At 63.6% G+C, this 14,001-nt stretch carries 14 protein-coding genes; 7 read left to right on the top strand and 7 right to left on the bottom strand.

From position 1 onward, the window contains the following. Positions 1–4 precede the first annotated feature (4 nt). On the bottom strand, positions 5–445 hold the full coding sequence (locus NKH95_RS11250; RefSeq protein WP_023810125.1) for a hypothetical protein: 441 nt from the start codon (positions 443–445) through the stop codon (positions 5–7). Continuing rightward, positions 445–1,698 carry a sarcosine oxidase subunit beta gene (locus NKH95_RS11255; RefSeq protein WP_352891574.1) on the bottom strand — a complete coding sequence of 418 codons (1,254 nt, stop codon included), beginning with the start codon at positions 1,696–1,698 and terminating at the stop codon, positions 445–447. Before NKH95_RS11255 ends, NKH95_RS11250 begins: the two co-directional genes overlap by 1 nt. Positions 1,699–1,967: 269 nt before the next feature. Here NKH95_RS11255 and NKH95_RS11260 point away from each other — a divergent pair, with 269 nt between their 5' ends. The 7 genes from NKH95_RS11260 (at position 1,968) to NKH95_RS11290 (ending at position 7,556) form a co-directional block, all read left to right on the top strand. After that, the gene (locus NKH95_RS11260) at positions 1,968–2,726 is read left to right on the top strand and encodes an SDR family oxidoreductase (RefSeq protein ID WP_352440902.1); all 759 of its coding nucleotides are present in this window, start codon (positions 1,968–1,970) and stop codon (positions 2,724–2,726) included. Between the two features lie 109 nt (positions 2,727–2,835). Further along, positions 2,836–3,222 (top strand): SET domain-containing protein, encoded by a 387-nt coding sequence (locus NKH95_RS11265; RefSeq protein WP_352440901.1) that lies wholly within the window; start codon positions 2,836–2,838, stop codon positions 3,220–3,222. Positions 3,223–3,399: 177 nt separating this feature from the next. Further along, positions 3,400–3,678 (top strand): 30S ribosomal protein S21, encoded by a 279-nt coding sequence (gene rpsU, locus NKH95_RS11270; RefSeq protein WP_023810129.1) that lies wholly within the window; start codon positions 3,400–3,402, stop codon positions 3,676–3,678. 137 nt (positions 3,679–3,815) lie between these two features. After that, positions 3,816–4,658 carry a tetratricopeptide repeat protein gene (locus tag NKH95_RS11275; protein ID WP_027037653.1) on the top strand — a complete coding sequence of 281 codons (843 nt, stop codon included), beginning with the start codon at positions 3,816–3,818 and terminating at the stop codon, positions 4,656–4,658. 202 nt (positions 4,659–4,860) lie between these two features. Further along, the gene (locus tag NKH95_RS11280; protein WP_027037654.1) at positions 4,861–5,337 is read left to right on the top strand and encodes a DUF992 domain-containing protein; all 477 of its coding nucleotides are present in this window, start codon (positions 4,861–4,863) and stop codon (positions 5,335–5,337) included. 92 nt (positions 5,338–5,429) lie between these two features. Next, the gene (locus NKH95_RS11285; protein ID WP_023810132.1) at positions 5,430–5,909 is read left to right on the top strand and encodes a DUF992 domain-containing protein; all 480 of its coding nucleotides are present in this window, start codon (positions 5,430–5,432) and stop codon (positions 5,907–5,909) included. A 210-nt stretch (positions 5,910–6,119) separates the two neighbouring features. Beyond that, entirely contained in the window at positions 6,120–7,556 is a 1,437-nt protein-coding gene (locus NKH95_RS11290) for an MFS transporter (protein ID WP_023810133.1), read from the top strand. A 12-nt stretch (positions 7,557–7,568) separates the two neighbouring features. Here the strand turns inward: NKH95_RS11290 and NKH95_RS11295 are convergent, their stop codons facing one another. From NKH95_RS11295 to NKH95_RS11315, 5 genes are all read right to left on the bottom strand, one after another. Next, the gene (locus NKH95_RS11295; protein WP_023810134.1) at positions 7,569–8,261 is read right to left on the bottom strand and encodes a response regulator transcription factor; all 693 of its coding nucleotides are present in this window, start codon (positions 8,259–8,261) and stop codon (positions 7,569–7,571) included. Then, positions 8,258–10,993, bottom strand: coding sequence for a DUF4118 domain-containing protein (locus tag NKH95_RS11300; protein ID WP_352629527.1), 2,736 nt, complete (start codon positions 10,991–10,993; stop codon positions 8,258–8,260). Before NKH95_RS11300 ends, NKH95_RS11295 begins: the two co-directional genes overlap by 4 nt. A gap of 54 nt (positions 10,994–11,047) precedes the next feature. After that, complete coding sequence (gene kdpC / locus NKH95_RS11305; protein WP_023810136.1) at positions 11,048–11,614, bottom strand: potassium-transporting ATPase subunit KdpC; 567 nt, start codon at positions 11,612–11,614, stop codon at positions 11,048–11,050. A 74-nt stretch (positions 11,615–11,688) separates the two neighbouring features. Next, positions 11,689–13,782 (bottom strand): potassium-transporting ATPase subunit KdpB, encoded by a 2,094-nt coding sequence (gene kdpB / locus NKH95_RS11310; protein ID WP_128303165.1) that lies wholly within the window; start codon positions 13,780–13,782, stop codon positions 11,689–11,691. After that, positions 13,779–13,994 (bottom strand): hypothetical protein, encoded by a 216-nt coding sequence (locus tag NKH95_RS11315; protein ID WP_023810138.1) that lies wholly within the window; start codon positions 13,992–13,994, stop codon positions 13,779–13,781. The genes kdpB and NKH95_RS11315 overlap by 4 nt, the downstream gene beginning before the upstream one ends. Positions 13,995–14,001 lie beyond the last annotated feature (7 nt).

Here is a 14,001-nt window from a genome sequence, read left to right on the forward strand (position 1 = left end):
GTTCCTACAATTCGCCGTGGCCGACGTGGGCGCCCGCCGGTTGATCGCAAAGCTTCTGTCCCAAGGTCGCGAACGGTGCGACGAGCCGGATGCGCTCTTCCACGCTTGCAGCGGGACGAAACAGATCGCGGGACGCCATGTTGCCGAGGGTGAGCTGCATCGGATCGGTGGTGACGATGACTTGACGCGGCTGGAATGTCTCGGCCTCGTCGAGTCCTTCGGGTCGTCCCTCGAAGAACATCACCACTCTCTGGCCGCCACTCCAGACGCAGGCCAGCGTGCCGTCATCGACCGAAAACGGCCAGACGGTTTCGTTGCCGGTGCGGCTGATCGGCTGCGTGCGCACTTCGTCCGGCGAGGGAAAATGGAACATGCCCCGTTCCCCCGCCAGCACTTGTTCCCCCGCCAGCATCAGCGGCATCGCGACAGCCATCTGCGCCATCATCAGTGCGCCACCGCCGCCGCCGCCGCCTCGTCGATGAGCCGTCCGGTGCGGAAGCGCTCGATGGTGAAGGGCGCGTTGATCGGATGCGGATCGTCCCTGGCGATCGTATGGGCAAAGACATGGCCCGATCCCGGCGTCGCCTTGAAGCCGCCCGTGCCCCAGCCGCAATTGACATAGAGGCCGGGCACCGGCGTCTTGGCCAGGATCGGCGAGCGGTCGGGCGTGACGTCGACGATGCCGCCCCACGAGCGCAGCATCTTCATGCGCGTGAAGATCGGGAACATCTCGCAGATGGCGTCGAGCGTATGCTGCAATATGTGCAAGCCGCCGGTCTGCGAGTAGGAGACATACTGGTCGGTGCCGGCGCCGATCACCAGCTCGCCCTTGTCGGACTGCGAGATATAGGCGTGCACCGTGTTCGACATCACCACGCAGGGAACCACCGGCTTGACCGGTTCCGACACCAGCGCTTGCAGCGGATAGCTTTCCAGCGGCATGCGCACGCCGGCCATGTTCATGATGACGGAGGAATGGCCGGCGGCAACGACGCCCACCTTCTTGGCGCCGATGAAGCCGCGCGTCGTGTCGACGCCCATCACCGCGCCATTGGCCGCCCGCTTGACCCCGGTGACCTCGCAATTCTGGATGATGTGGACGCCGCGCGCCGAGGCGCCGCGCGCATAGCCCCAGGCAACGGCATCATGACGGGCCGTGCCGCCGCGCCTCTGCAGCGCCGCACCGACCACCGGATAGCGCGCCTCCTTGGAGGTGTTGAGCGGTGGGCAGAATTCCTTCGCCTGCTCCGGCGTCAGCCACTCATTGTCGATGCCGTTCAGCCGGTTGGCGTGCACGTGACGCTTCAGCACCTGCACGTCGTGCACATTGTGCGCGAGCATCATGACGCCCCGCGCCGAATACATGACGTTGTAATTGAGCTCCTGGCTGAGCCCGTCCCACAGCTTCAGCGCGTGGTCGTAGATGCCGGCGCTCTCGTCATAGAGATAGTTGGAGCGGATGATGGTGGTGTTGCGGCCGGTGTTGCCGCCGCCGAGCCAGCCCTTTTCCAGCACCGCGACATTGGTGATGCCGTGCACCGTGGCGAGGTAATAGGCGGTGGCCAGGCCATGGCCGCCGGCGCCGACGATGATGACGTCGTATTCTTTCCTGGGCTCAGGCGAGGACCACTGTTCCTCCCAGCCCTTGTGGCCGCGCATGGCTTCCCGGGCGATGGCGAATACCGAATATTTCTTCAACGTCCCAACCTCGCCCCAAAAAGGCTTCGCGAATGGCGGCCGGCGTTCGTTCGGTCCCGGCGCGCGAGGTGTATCACTAGCGAAACAGCGCTTCCACCCTTGCGCTGTTTGCGACGGCGCTTGCCGTTTTGCGCCGTGGTGAAAAAGACGCATCTGGTGCGTCGGCGCTTTCCAGCATCTTGGCACGTATCGGGTGGCTCGCCTTGCCTCGATCTGCGACCAAGCACCCCAACTGCCGGTCAGGCCGGCGCGAAGAAAAGGATGCAAAAATGTTCGCACTCGCAAACAAGATCGCCATCGTCACCGGCGCCAGTTCCGGCATCGGCCGGGCCTCGGCAAAACTCTTTGCCGAGGAAGGCGCCAAGGTCATCGTCGCCGCCCGCCGTCAGGCCGAGCTCGATACGCTCGTCGCCGAGATAGAAGACAATGATGGCGCGGCCATCGCGCTTGCCGGCGATGTCAGGGACGAAGCCTATGCAAAGGCCCTTGTCGATCTGGCGGTCGAAAAGTTCGGCGGGCTCGACATCGCCTTCAACAATGCCGGCGCCGTTGGCCGGATGGGGCCGATTTCGGACCTGCCGCTGGAGGGATGGCGCGAGACGCTCGACACCAACCTCACCAGCGCGTTTCTCGGCGCCAAATACCAGGTGCCGGCAATGATCGAGCGCGGCGGCGGTTCGCTGATCTTCACCTCCACCTTCGTTGGTCACACAGTCGGCATGCCCGGCATGACTAGTTATGCCGCGAGCAAGGCCGGCCTGATCGGACTGACACAGGTGCTGGCCGCCGAATACGGCCCGAAAGGCGTGCGGGTCAACGCGCTGCTGCCCGGCGGCACCGACACACCGGCGGCAACCTTCAAGACCCCGGAATCACGGGTTTTCGTCGAAGGCCTGCATGCTTTGAAGCGTATCGCGATGCCGGAGGAGATCGCCCGCTCGGCACTCTATCTCGCCTCCGACGCCTCGAGCTTCACCACCGGAGCGGCTCTGTTTGCCGATGGCGGCGTGTCGATCAACCGGACGTGAAGATTCCAGCGGCGGGACGCATGTTCATAGCCGCCAGGCAAACGGCCGCTCTTGATTTTTCGCCGCGATTTGGCGATTCCGTTTATGTCCAAAAGCGGGGTCTGGAACCATGATGCTGATCAGAACCTATGTGACTGCGAGTGCGATCGAAGGTGTCGGCGTGTTCGCCGCGGAGCCGATCAGGAAAGGCGCTTCGATCTGGCGGCTCGATCCGGATTTCGACCGGCTGATCCCCATGGACAAATACGAGACGGCACCCCCGCATCTCAGGGAGCTGCTCGACCGCTATGCCTATCCGAGCCCGGACCGGCCAGGTTTCCTGGTCTATGAAGTCGACAATGGCCGCTTCATGAACCATTCCAGCAATCCGAATACGGATTTTTCGCAATATGGCGGGGCCACCGCGACCCGCGACATCGCCGTGGGCGAGGAGATCACCTGCGACTACGGCGAGTTCTTCGAGGATTTCGAGCTGCTGCACCTCGCGACGGCCTAGTCGGCTCCTTATATCAAGGCAAACAGACGGCGGCTGGCCCCGCAAATTCATTTCCGCTGTGGACAGCGCGGCATGATTCTGCTATCAGCCGCCACAATTCGTGGTGTAAACCGCCGCGGAGGCTAGTGGCTATGGCCGCTTGCCTGTTGATATCAAACCCGAAAGACAGGATTGCCCGTGCAGGTACTCGTCCGCGACAATAACGTTGATCAGGCGCTTCGCGCTCTCAAGAAGAAGATGCAGCGCGAAGGCATTTTCCGTGAAATGAAGATGCGCGGTCACTACGAGAAGCCGTCCGAGAAGCGCGCCCGCGAAAAGGCTGAAGCCGTTCGCCGCGCCCGCAAGCTGGCCCGCAAGCGCGCCCAGCGCGAAGGCCTGCTGCCGATGACGCCGCGCCCGGTCGCTGCTGGCGCCGCCGGCGGTGCAGGTGGCGCTCCGCGTCCGCCGCGGTTCTAACGCCAATTTTTCGTCCTTTTCGAAGGATATCAGAGGTGGCGCGATGTGGAATCGCCGCCACCTTTTTGTTTGATGTGACCGGTCCGGAGGGGGAGCCGGACCTGAACGACGCGGCTTGAAGTGAGGACAGGGCAGACATGAACGCAACAAGCGTGGAGCGCGGGACCGCATTGCGTGGTTTCGCCCTGACAGCAGCCCTGCTCTCCGGACTGGCGCTTGCCGGCTGCCAAACGGCAGGCCCGACCGGTGAATTCAACAACATCGACAAGGCGCAAGGGTCGAGCGAGAACATTTCCTCGCTGTCGGGGGTCATCCAGCGCAATCCCCAGGATCCCGAAGGCTACAATGTGCGCGGCTCGGCCTATGGCCGTGGCGGTCAGTACCAGGCGGCGCTCAAGGATTTCAATCAAGCCATCCAGCTCAATCCGAATTTCTTCCAGGCCTATTCGAATCGCGCGCTCATCCAGCGCTTCCTCGGCAACCAGGAAGCCGCGCTGGCGGACTACAACCGTTCGATCCAGATCAACTCGAACTATGACGCCGCCTATATCGGCCGCGGCAATCTCTACCGCAAGGCGGGTCGCACCCAGGACGCCTTCAACGACTTTCAGAAGGCGATCCAGCTCGATACGACCGACGCGCGCGCCTACCACAATCGAGGCCTGATCTATCAGAGCCAGGGCCAGCACAAATTCGCCATCGAGGACTTCTCGACCGCCATCTCGCTGGCGCCGGACGCCGCCGAACCCTACAATGGCCGCGGCCTCTCCTATCTGGCGACCAACGACGAAGACAATGCCTTCTCCGATTTCAACATGGCGATCAAGCTCGACGGCAGGAATGCCGAGGCCTGGTCCAACCAGGCGCTGATCTATGAGCGGCGCGGCGACAAGGCGAAGGCCGCGAAATCCTATAAGGAAGCCGTTCGCCTCGACCCTACCTACCAGCCGGCCAAGGATGGCCTCGCCCGCGTCAGCTGATCTCGGTTTCGGCTTCCCATACAAATCCGCATGACATCCAAGTGCCGCGGGATTCTTTGCGTGTCCGAAAGGACGCACTTCGCAACCGCGCATTAACCCCGGCAGGAGGCTTTCGGCCCCTGCCTTGATCGCGCCAAGTTTTCGGCGGAACGGTCTACCCACCCAAGCCGTTGTTGAAAGTATTTTGCGAAAGGACCCTCCCATGATCAAGAAACTCGCCTGCGCCGCTGCCCTCGCCACGACGATGTTCGCGGTGGCTCCGGCCAGCGCCGGCAAGCTGCAACTCGGCACGCTCGATTGCACCATCGACGGCGGCACCGCTTATATCGTCGCTTCCAACAAGGGCGTGTCCTGTGTCTTCCGGCCTCATCATCACGGGCCGTCCGAGGTTTACACAGGCGTCATTTCCAAGATCGGCCTCGATGTCGGCCAGACGCATCAGGGCCAGCTCGTCTGGGCCGTGCTGGCTGCGACCCGGGACAGTGACGGAGGCGATCTCGCCGGCAGCTACTACGGTGTCAACGCCGAAGCGAGCGTGGTGACCGGCGGCGGCGCCAATCTGCTGGTTGGCGGCCTGGACAGCGCCTTCATGCTGGAGCCGCTCAGCGTCCAGGCGCAGACCGGCGTCAACCTTGCCGTGGCCGTGACCTCGCTCCAGTTGATCCATTCATTCAAGTGATTGCATGGAGCCGTGCGCTCCATGCCCCTCACTCCGCGGCGCGGAACCAGATAGGATGGTTCCGCGCCGTTTGATTTTGGAGGGGAACCATCATGCTGAAGACAGCCATAGCTGCCGCCATGTTCACCACGCTATCCGGAGCGGTGCAGGCGCAGGACCGAGGCATGGAAGTCGGTACGCTTGACTGCGCCATAGGCGGCGGCACCGGCTTCATCTTCGGCTCGAGCAAGGATCTGAGCTGCACCTTTAACCCCGCCGACAAAAGCTTCGCGCCGGAAGCCTATTTCGGCGCTGTCAACAAATACGGCCTCGACATCGGCACGACGAAGCAGACGGTCATGCAGTGGATCGTGCTGACGCCGCTGAAGAACATCTATGCGCCGGGTGCGCTGGCCGGCGACTACATCGGCGCCAGCGCGGAGGTGACGGCCGCCGTCGGCGCCGGCGCCAATCTGCTGGTCGGCGGCTCCTCTCAGGCCTTCACCTTGCAGCCGCTCAGCTTGCAGACGCAGACCGGCATGAACCTCGCGATCGGCGTCAGCCAATTCCAGCTGCGCAGCACCGAGAACTGATCGCGCAACGAACCCGCAACCGGAAAGGCTGCCGCGCGAACGATCTTCAAAAAAACCGCTTGAGCTCAACCCCGGTTGAGGTTTTACAAGCCTGCCCCGAACGCCACAACGCCTCGATCCGGCGCTGTCGATTCGCATGGTCCTGCCGGAAACCCGTACTGGCTTCTGGCGTGCTGCGCTGGCGTCGAGATATGCAAGACAGGGGTGGAAATGACCGAGATCAGCACGAACAGGGTCGACTGGCGCTTATTGTGGGCAAGCGGCGACCTGGCGCGCTTCTGCTTCATCAGCCTCGGCATCCTGCTGCACGCCACCAACGAGACGATGGTGGCAACGGTGATGCCGGCCATGGTCGGCGAACTGGCGGGCGTACAGCTCGTCGGCTGGTCGCTGGCGATCTACGAACTCGGCGCCATCGTTGCCGGCGCAGCCGCCGGACGACTGGTGAGTTATGTCCCCTTGCGCACCAACATGGTGGTCGCCGCGCTGCTCTACGCAGCAGGCGCGCTGATATGCGCCACCTCGCCTTCCATGCCACTGTTCCTCGCCGGCCGCCTGATCGAAGGACTTGGCGGCGGTGCGCTGGTGTCGCTGGCCTTCGTCTCGGTCGAACGACTGTTCTCGCGCGCCATCTGGCCGCAGCTTTTCGGCATCATGTCGGCGATCTGGGGCGTCGCCGCCTTCAGCGGACCATTGCTCGGCGCGATCATGACCGAGCTGTTGTCATGGCGCTGGGCCTTCGGCATCTTTACTCTCGGCGGCACTGCCATGGCGCTGGCAAGCTTCATCGTGCTCGACACGCCGCAGGCGACGAAACCCAAGACGAGCACGGGCAAGGCGCCGCCCTTCCCGTTCGCGGCCCTTGGCTGCCTTGCCGTCGCCGTGGTGTTGATTGCCTCGGCCGGCGTCGACATCGCCTTGCTGCGCTCTTCGCTGCTGATGGCCTTCGGCCTGATAGGCCTGGTGCTGTTCTTCACCATCGACGCGCTGAAGCCGCGTTCGCGGCTGTTTCCGGCGCGGCTGTTCTCGTGGCGCACGCCGGTCGGCGCCGGCATGACCATGGTTGCCGCCTTTTCGGTGGCGACCTGTTCCTTCGGCGTCTACGGGCCGCTGTTGCTGACCAGTCTTCACGACATTCCGCTGCTGACCACCGGCTACATCATCGCCGCCGAATCGATCGCCTGGTCGATCCTGTCGATCCTGGTCGCCAACGCGCCGCCGCAGCGCGAGCGGCTGATCATCGTCGGCGGCGCGGTGATGATCGCGGCCGGCATCGCAGGCTTTGCGTATGCGATACCGCTGGGCTCCATTCCGCTGATCCTGATCTGCGCCCTGCTGCAAGGCGGCGGCTTCGGCGTGGCCTGGCCCTTCCTCACGCGCGTCATCGTGGCCTCCGCGCCGGAGGGCGAGCAGACCATCGCCTCGGCGGCGGTGCCGACCATGCAGCGCATCGGCTATGCCGTGGGCGCCGCACTCGCCGGCATCGTCGCCAACGCCAGCGGCTTTTCGCAAGGTCTGAACCACGACGCGGCGGCGAATGTCGCGTCGTGGTTGTTTCTTGCCTTCGTGCCGCTCGGCATTGTCGGCTGCCTCGCGGCCTTGCGGGTTTCCAGACCGCTTGGCCAGCCACGGGAAGCTATCGGCTAAAACCTGGCCTGCTCACTCGACCTCGCGCAGGCGGTAGCCGACGCCGGTCTCGGTGGTGATGTAGCGCGGCTGGTCGGGGCTCTTCTCGATCTTCTGCCTGAGCTGCCGCACATAGACCCTGAGATACTGCACGTCGGTCGAGTCGCCCCAGACCTGCTTCAACAGGAAATGATGGGTCAGCACCTTGCCGGCGTGCTGCACCAGCATGCGCAGGATGTCGTATTCCTTCGGCGAGAGCTTTACCTCCTTGCCCTCGACCTTGACGATGCGCTTGACCAGATCGACGCTGAGATCGCCGGTCTGGAAAATCGGCTTCTCGCCCTGCTGCTGGAACTTGTGGCGGAGCGCCACGCGAATGCGCGCCACCAGCTCATTCATGCCGAAAGGCTTGGTGACATAGTCGTCGGCGCCGAGTTCCAGGGCCTGGACGATGCCGGCCTCGTCGGTCCGGCTGGACAGGATGACCACTGGAATGTCGAGACCATCGTCGCGCCATTTGCGCAGCAGTTCATGGCCGCTCATGCCGGGCAGCCCAAGGTCGAGCAGGACGAGGTCCGGCTTCTCCGCCTCCATCAGCTCGATCGCCACCTTCGCGTTCGGCGCCTCGCTGACCGCATAACCTTGGCTGCCGAGCCCGACGCGCAGCAGCTTGCGGATCGGCGGCTCGTCATCGACGACCAATATTCTGACGTTCGAGTTTGTCATGCCAGGTCACCCACATCGTGGTCGTCGGTATTCGAAGCGTCGAAATTGGGCGGATTTGCCGGCCTGGGCATTTTGATGGTGAACACCGCGCCCGAACCGTCGGTCCGGTTTGCCGCCATGATCGTGCCACCCATCGCTTCGACGAAGCCGCGGCAGATCGACAGGCCGAGCCCCGTACCGGCGCGGATCTGGTCGCCCTTGCGCACTCGATAGAACGTGTCGAAAATCCGTTCCAGATCGCCGGGAGGAATGCCTGGCCCTTCATCCATGATTTGCAGCAGGACGGAGCCATTGTCGGTCCAACCCTGCATGCGAATCGTCGAGCCTGCCGGGGCATATTTCGCCGCATTGTCGAGAAGATTGAACAACGCTTGCTCGAACAGCACCGGGTCGACCTTCAACATCGGCAAATCCTTGGGGATGTCGGTCTCGATCTTGTGCTCGCCAATGATTTTCCTGGCCCTTTGCAAGGCGGAGCCGACGATGTCGCCGACATAGTGAAAGGCGTAGTTCGGCTCCATCGCGCCGGACTCGATCTTGGTCATGTCGAGCAGATTGGCGATGAAGCGGTTCAACCGCTCGGATTCGTCCAGCACCGTCGACAGCAGTTCGGCCCGGTCCGGTTCGGGAAGCGCGACTGAAAAATCCCGCAGCGTGCCAGCCGCGCCCATGATGGCAGCGAGCGGCGTTTTCAGATCATGGGAAATGGAGGTGAGCAGCGCCGAGCGCAGCCTGTCCGCCTCGGCCGCGAGCTTGGCACGGTCGACGTCGGCAACCAATTGAATACGTTCGATGGCGACCGCCGCCTGGTCGGCCAGTGCGTCAAGCAGCCGCTGCTGCTCGGGCGTCAGCAGCGGACCCTGCTTGTCGTTGTCCAGGCCGACGACCCCGATGGCCGTGCGCCCCGTCCGCAAGGGCAAATAGAGGCGCTTGGCGCCTGGAAGCGTGTCGGCGCCGCGACCCGCGGCACGATTGTGCTCCCAGGCCCAGCGGGCGGCGGCGATGTCGGCTTCGGCCAGCGTGTCGTCGGGCGGATAGCCGGCCTTGACGGTGATGGTCCCGTCTTCCGGCAAAAGCAGCACCACCCGCAGCTTCAGCATCGAGGCGATCTGGAAGGCCGTGGCCCAAAGGACGTCGTCGAGCGTGCCGGCGCCGGCGAGCTTCTTTGAAAAGAGGTAGATGTCTTCCGTGGCCCGCGCCCGCGAGCGGGCGGCGACCGCCTGGCGCTGCACGCGCGCCGTCAGATTGCTGGCGATGACCGCAACGACGAGAAAGACGCCAAGCGCGACGATGCTCTCCGGATCCCGGATCGTCAGCGTATAACGAGGCTCCAGGAAGAAATAATTGAAAGCAAGGGCGCTGGCGAAACAAGCGTACAGAGCCGGCCACAGACCGCCGGTTACCGCCGATGCCAGTACGCCGATGAGAAGAATGATCGCCAGGTTGCGAACGTCGAGAAACTGGTCGAGAACGACGGCGAAGGCGAGCGAACCGATGACAAAGGCCGTGGCCTTGAGATAGGGCCAGATCTCGAACTGCCACTGCTCGTCCGCCGCCTTGACACTCCTCGACGTCACCTCGGCGTTGCGTTCGGTTCCTGAAATGACATGGACGCTGATGTCACCGGCGTTGCGGATGAGATCGTAGGTGAGCGAGCCTTCGATCAATTCCCGCCAGCGCGACCGGGTCGGCCTGCCGACCACGATATGGGTGAAATTGTTCGCCGTCGCATGGCGAACAATGTCCTGCGCGATGTTCTGACCGGGAATGGTGGTCACCTCGGCGCCGAGCTGTTCGGCAAGCCGCAGGTTCGTAGCGAGCCGATCCTTGTCCGCTTCGGGCATGCTGGCCGAGCGAGGGCTGTCGACATGCAGCGCCGTCCACGGGGCACGGAGCCGGTCGGCCAACCTGCGCGCGTAGCGAATACGCGCCGCCCCGCCCGGACGCGCGTCGACGCAGACGAGTACCCTTTCCCCCGCAGCCCACGGTCCAGGAATGGCGTGGGCCTGCATATGGATCAGCAACTGGTCGTCGACGCGCTGCGCGGTGCGGCGCAGCGCCAGCTCCCTGAGCGCCGTCAGATTGCCCGGCGAGAAATAGTTCTCGATCGCGCGCTGCGCGGTGTTGGGGAAATAGACCTTGCCTTCCTCGAGCCGCTTGATCAGGTCGTCGGGAGTGAGATCGATGATCTCGACATCGTCGGCCTGGTCGATGATGGAATCGGGAACCGTCTCGCGAACCCTGACCTTGGTGATCTGGGCGACAACGTCGTTCAGGCTTTCGACATGCTGGATGTTGAGCGTCGTGTAGACGTCGATGCCGTGCGTCAGGATTTCCTGGACGTCGAGATAGCGCTTGGGATGGCGGCTGCCGGGCGCATTGGTGTGGGCGAGTTCGTCGACAAGAACCAGCGCCGGGCGCCGGGCGAGGATGGCGTCGATGTCCATCTCGTCGAGGATGCGCCCCTTGTAGTCGACCTTGCGGCGGGCAATGACCTCATAACCCTCGACCAGGGCCAGTGTCTCCTTGCGCCCATGCGTCTCGACGACACCGATCACCACATCCACGCCGTCGGTCAGCCTGGCGCGGCCCGACATCAGCATCTCATAGGTCTTGCCTACGCCGGGAGCGGCACCCAGGAATATCCGCAGCCGGCCGCGACCTTCCCGCTCGGCATGGTCAAGCAGTGCGTCGGGAGAAGGTCTGGCGTCGTTGTTTCTGTCGTCCGGCATCGGGACCGATCATGGATGGCGCCGGAGATACTGTCGATCCCCAGCCCGCACCATTCACTGTTTCGCGGCGTCCAGCGCAAGGTTGAGACCGAGCACATTGACCACCGGTTCGCCCATGAAGCCGAGTTCCCTGCCCTCGACCTGACTGTCGACAAGCGCCTTGACCTTGGCTTCATCGATCCCCCTGGCCTTGGCCACCCTGGCGACCTGGAAGTAGGCTGCTTTGGGACTGATATCGGGATCGAGGCCACTGCCGGACGTCGTCACCAGGTCCATCGGGACGGGCTGGTTCGGATTCTCCGCCTTCAGTCTTTCCGCATCGCCCTTGATGCGGTCGATCAGCTTGGGATTGGTCGGGCCGAGATTGCTGCCGCTCGAAGCGGCGGCGTTGTAGCCGTCGCCGGCGGCCGAGGGGCGGCCATGGAAATACTTGTCGCTGGCAAAGCCCTGGCCGATCAGTTCGGAGCCGATAACCTTGCCATCCTTCTCGATCAGGCTGCCATTGGCCTGGCGCGGGAAGATCGCCTGGGCGATGCCGGTCATGCCGATCGGATAGATCAGGCCGGTCAGGACCGTGAAGAAGACGATCATGATGATCGCGGGTCTTAGCTGGGTGAGCATGGAGATGTTCCTCAAAGCAATTCCAGGAAAAGTGTGAAGCGGTTTTCCGTCCGGAATTGCGTTAAAACAAAGAGTTAAGCGAGGCCAAGCGCGGTGACGATCATGTCGATCGCCTTGATGCCGACGAACGGCACGATGAGGCCGCCGAGGCCGTAGACGAGAAGATTGCGGCTGAGCAGCGCGCCGGCGCCAATGGCGCGGTATTTGACGCCCTTCAGCGACAGCGGGATCAGCGCGATGATGATCAGCGCGTTGAAGATGATGGCCGACAGGATGGCGCTTTGCGGCGTCGCCAGATGCATGACGTTGAGTGCCTGCAGCGGGCCGGTCGTCTGTCCCGGTGCGACGTAGAAGACGGCGAACATCGCCGGAATGATGGCGAAATACTTGGCCACATCGTTGGCGATCGAGAAGGTTGTCAGCGAACCCCGCGTCATCAAGAGCGCCTTGCCGATCTCGACGATCTCGATGAGCTTGGTCGGATCGCTGTCGAGATCGATCATGTTGCCGGCCTCGCGGGCGGCAACCGTGCCGGTGTTCATGGCGACGCCGACATCGGCTTGTGCAAGGGCGGGTGCATCGTTGGTGCCGTCGCCGCACATGGCCACCAGCTTGCCCTTGGCCTGTTCGTCGCGGATCAGCTTCAGCTTGTCCTCCGGTGTGGCCTGAGCGAGGAAGTCGTCGACGCCGGCTTCCGCGGCGATCGCCGCCGCCGTCATCGGATTGTCACCGGTGATCATCACCGTGCGGATGCCCATGCGGCGCAGTTCGGTGAAACGCTCCCTGATGCCGCCCTTGACGATGTCCTTGAGGTGGACGACGCCGAGCAGGCGCCCGTCGCGTTCGACCGCCAGCGGCGTGCCGCCGGACTTGGCGATCTCGTCGGCGATGGACTGGAGATCGCGGATGGATTCGCTGCTTGGGCGCGTGCCATGGGCGGCGGCTGCCGACTGGTTGACATGGGCAAGCACGGAATCGACGGCGCCCTTGCGCACCGATGAACCATCGATGTCGACGCCGCTCATACGGGTCTGCGCTGTGAAGGGCACGAAAGTGGCGTGCAGCGTTGCCATGTCGCGGGCGCGGATGGCGTATTTCTCCTTGGCCAGCACGACGATGGAGCGGCCTTCCGGCGTCTCGTCGGCGAGCGAGGCAAGCTGGGCCGCGTCGGCCAGTTCCTGTTCGGTGACGCCCTTGACCGGGCGAAACTGCGTCGCCTGGCGGTTGCCTAGTGTGATCGTGCCGGTCTTGTCGAGCAGCAGCGTGTCGACGTCGCCTGCGGCTTCCACGGCGCGGCCCGACATGGCCAGCACGTTGAATCGCACCAGACGGTCCATACCGGCGATGCCGATGGCCGAAAGCAGCGCGCCGATCGTGGTCGGGATCAAGGTGACGAACAGCGCCACCAGAACGGTCACCGAGATATAGCCGCCCGAGTAGGAGGCAAAACTCGGGATCGTCGCGGTGGCCAGCACGAAGATCAGCGTCATGCCGACGAGCAGGATGTTGAGCGCGATCTCGTTCGGCGTCTTCTGGCGCTCGGCACCTTCGACCAGTGAGATCATGCGGTCGAGGAAGGTATGGCCGGAGGCGGCGGTGATGCGGACGCGGACCCAGTCGGACAGCACCTGGGTGCCACCGGTGACCGCCGAACGGTCGCCACCGGATTCGCGAATGACCGGCGCGGATTCGCCCGTGATCGCAGCCTCGTTGACCGAAGCAACGCCTTCGATCACTTCGCCGTCGGACGGGATGATGTCGCCGGCCTCGACCAGCACGGCATCGCCGACCTTGAGGCTGGTGCCGGGCACGAGTTTGTATTTGGTGCGGTCTTCACCGGTCAAAAGCTTGGCCTGGGTCTCGGTGCGTGCCTTGCGCAGCGAATCCGCCTGCGCCTTGCCGCGGCCTTCTGCGACCGCTTCGGCGAAGTTGGCGAACAGCACGGTAAACCAAAGCCAGATGATGATCTGCAGCGTGAAGCCGAGATTGCCGCCTCCGGTGACCAGGTCCTTGACGAACAGCACCGTGGTGAGCGCCGAGACGACGGCAACGACGAACATCACCGGGTTCCTGGCCAGCGTGCGCGGATCGAGCTTGCGGAAGGCGCCGCCAATGGCGGGAACCAAGATGCGGGCATCCATGATGCTGGCTGATTTCGAGTTGCTCATTTTGAAGCTCCGGCTTCGGTGTTGTTGGACGGCACCCGATGATTGGATGCCGAAAGGAAATGCGGCGGCCTGTAGGCCAGCAGCCAGAGGACGAGCATGACTGCCGCAAGGCCGAGAAACGTCGACAGGGTCGGGAAAGGAGGAGGTCTCTCCTCCTTTCCGTGATCGTCCCTGTGGCCGACCTTGCGGCGCATGGCATTGAACCAGGACATGACGGTC

The organism is Mesorhizobium sp. M0848, assembly GCF_040319805.1.
Classification (GTDB): domain Bacteria; phylum Pseudomonadota; class Alphaproteobacteria; order Rhizobiales; family Rhizobiaceae; genus Mesorhizobium.

What these genes read in the sequence shown, in the direction of transcription:
- NKH95_RS11250 (WP_023810125.1), bottom strand. Translation starts at nt 445, where the DNA reads ATGATGGCGCAGATGGCTGTCGCGATGCCGCTGATGCTGGCGGGGGAA.
- NKH95_RS11260 (WP_352440902.1), top strand. Translation starts at nt 1,968, where the DNA reads ATGTTCGCACTCGCAAACAAGATCGCCATCGTCACCGGCGCCAGTTCC.
- NKH95_RS11265 (WP_352440901.1), top strand. Translation starts at nt 2,836, where the DNA reads ATGATGCTGATCAGAACCTATGTGACTGCGAGTGCGATCGAAGGTGTC.
- NKH95_RS11275 (WP_027037653.1), top strand. Translation starts at nt 3,816, where the DNA reads ATGAACGCAACAAGCGTGGAGCGCGGGACCGCATTGCGTGGTTTCGCC.
- NKH95_RS11280 (WP_027037654.1), top strand. Translation starts at nt 4,861, where the DNA reads ATGATCAAGAAACTCGCCTGCGCCGCTGCCCTCGCCACGACGATGTTC.
- NKH95_RS11285 (WP_023810132.1), top strand. Translation starts at nt 5,430, where the DNA reads ATGCTGAAGACAGCCATAGCTGCCGCCATGTTCACCACGCTATCCGGA.
- NKH95_RS11290 (WP_023810133.1), top strand. Translation starts at nt 6,120, where the DNA reads ATGACCGAGATCAGCACGAACAGGGTCGACTGGCGCTTATTGTGGGCA.
- NKH95_RS11295 (WP_023810134.1), bottom strand. Translation starts at nt 8,261, where the DNA reads ATGACAAACTCGAACGTCAGAATATTGGTCGTCGATGACGAGCCGCCG.
- NKH95_RS11300 (WP_352629527.1), bottom strand. Translation starts at nt 10,993, where the DNA reads ATGCCGGACGACAGAAACAACGACGCCAGACCTTCTCCCGACGCACTG.
- kdpC (WP_023810136.1), bottom strand. Translation starts at nt 11,614, where the DNA reads ATGCTCACCCAGCTAAGACCCGCGATCATCATGATCGTCTTCTTCACG.
- kdpB (WP_128303165.1), bottom strand. Translation starts at nt 13,782, where the DNA reads ATGAGCAACTCGAAATCAGCCAGCATCATGGATGCCCGCATCTTGGTT.
- NKH95_RS11315 (WP_023810138.1), bottom strand. Translation starts at nt 13,994, where the DNA reads ATGTCCTGGTTCAATGCCATGCGCCGCAAGGTCGGCCACAGGGACGAT.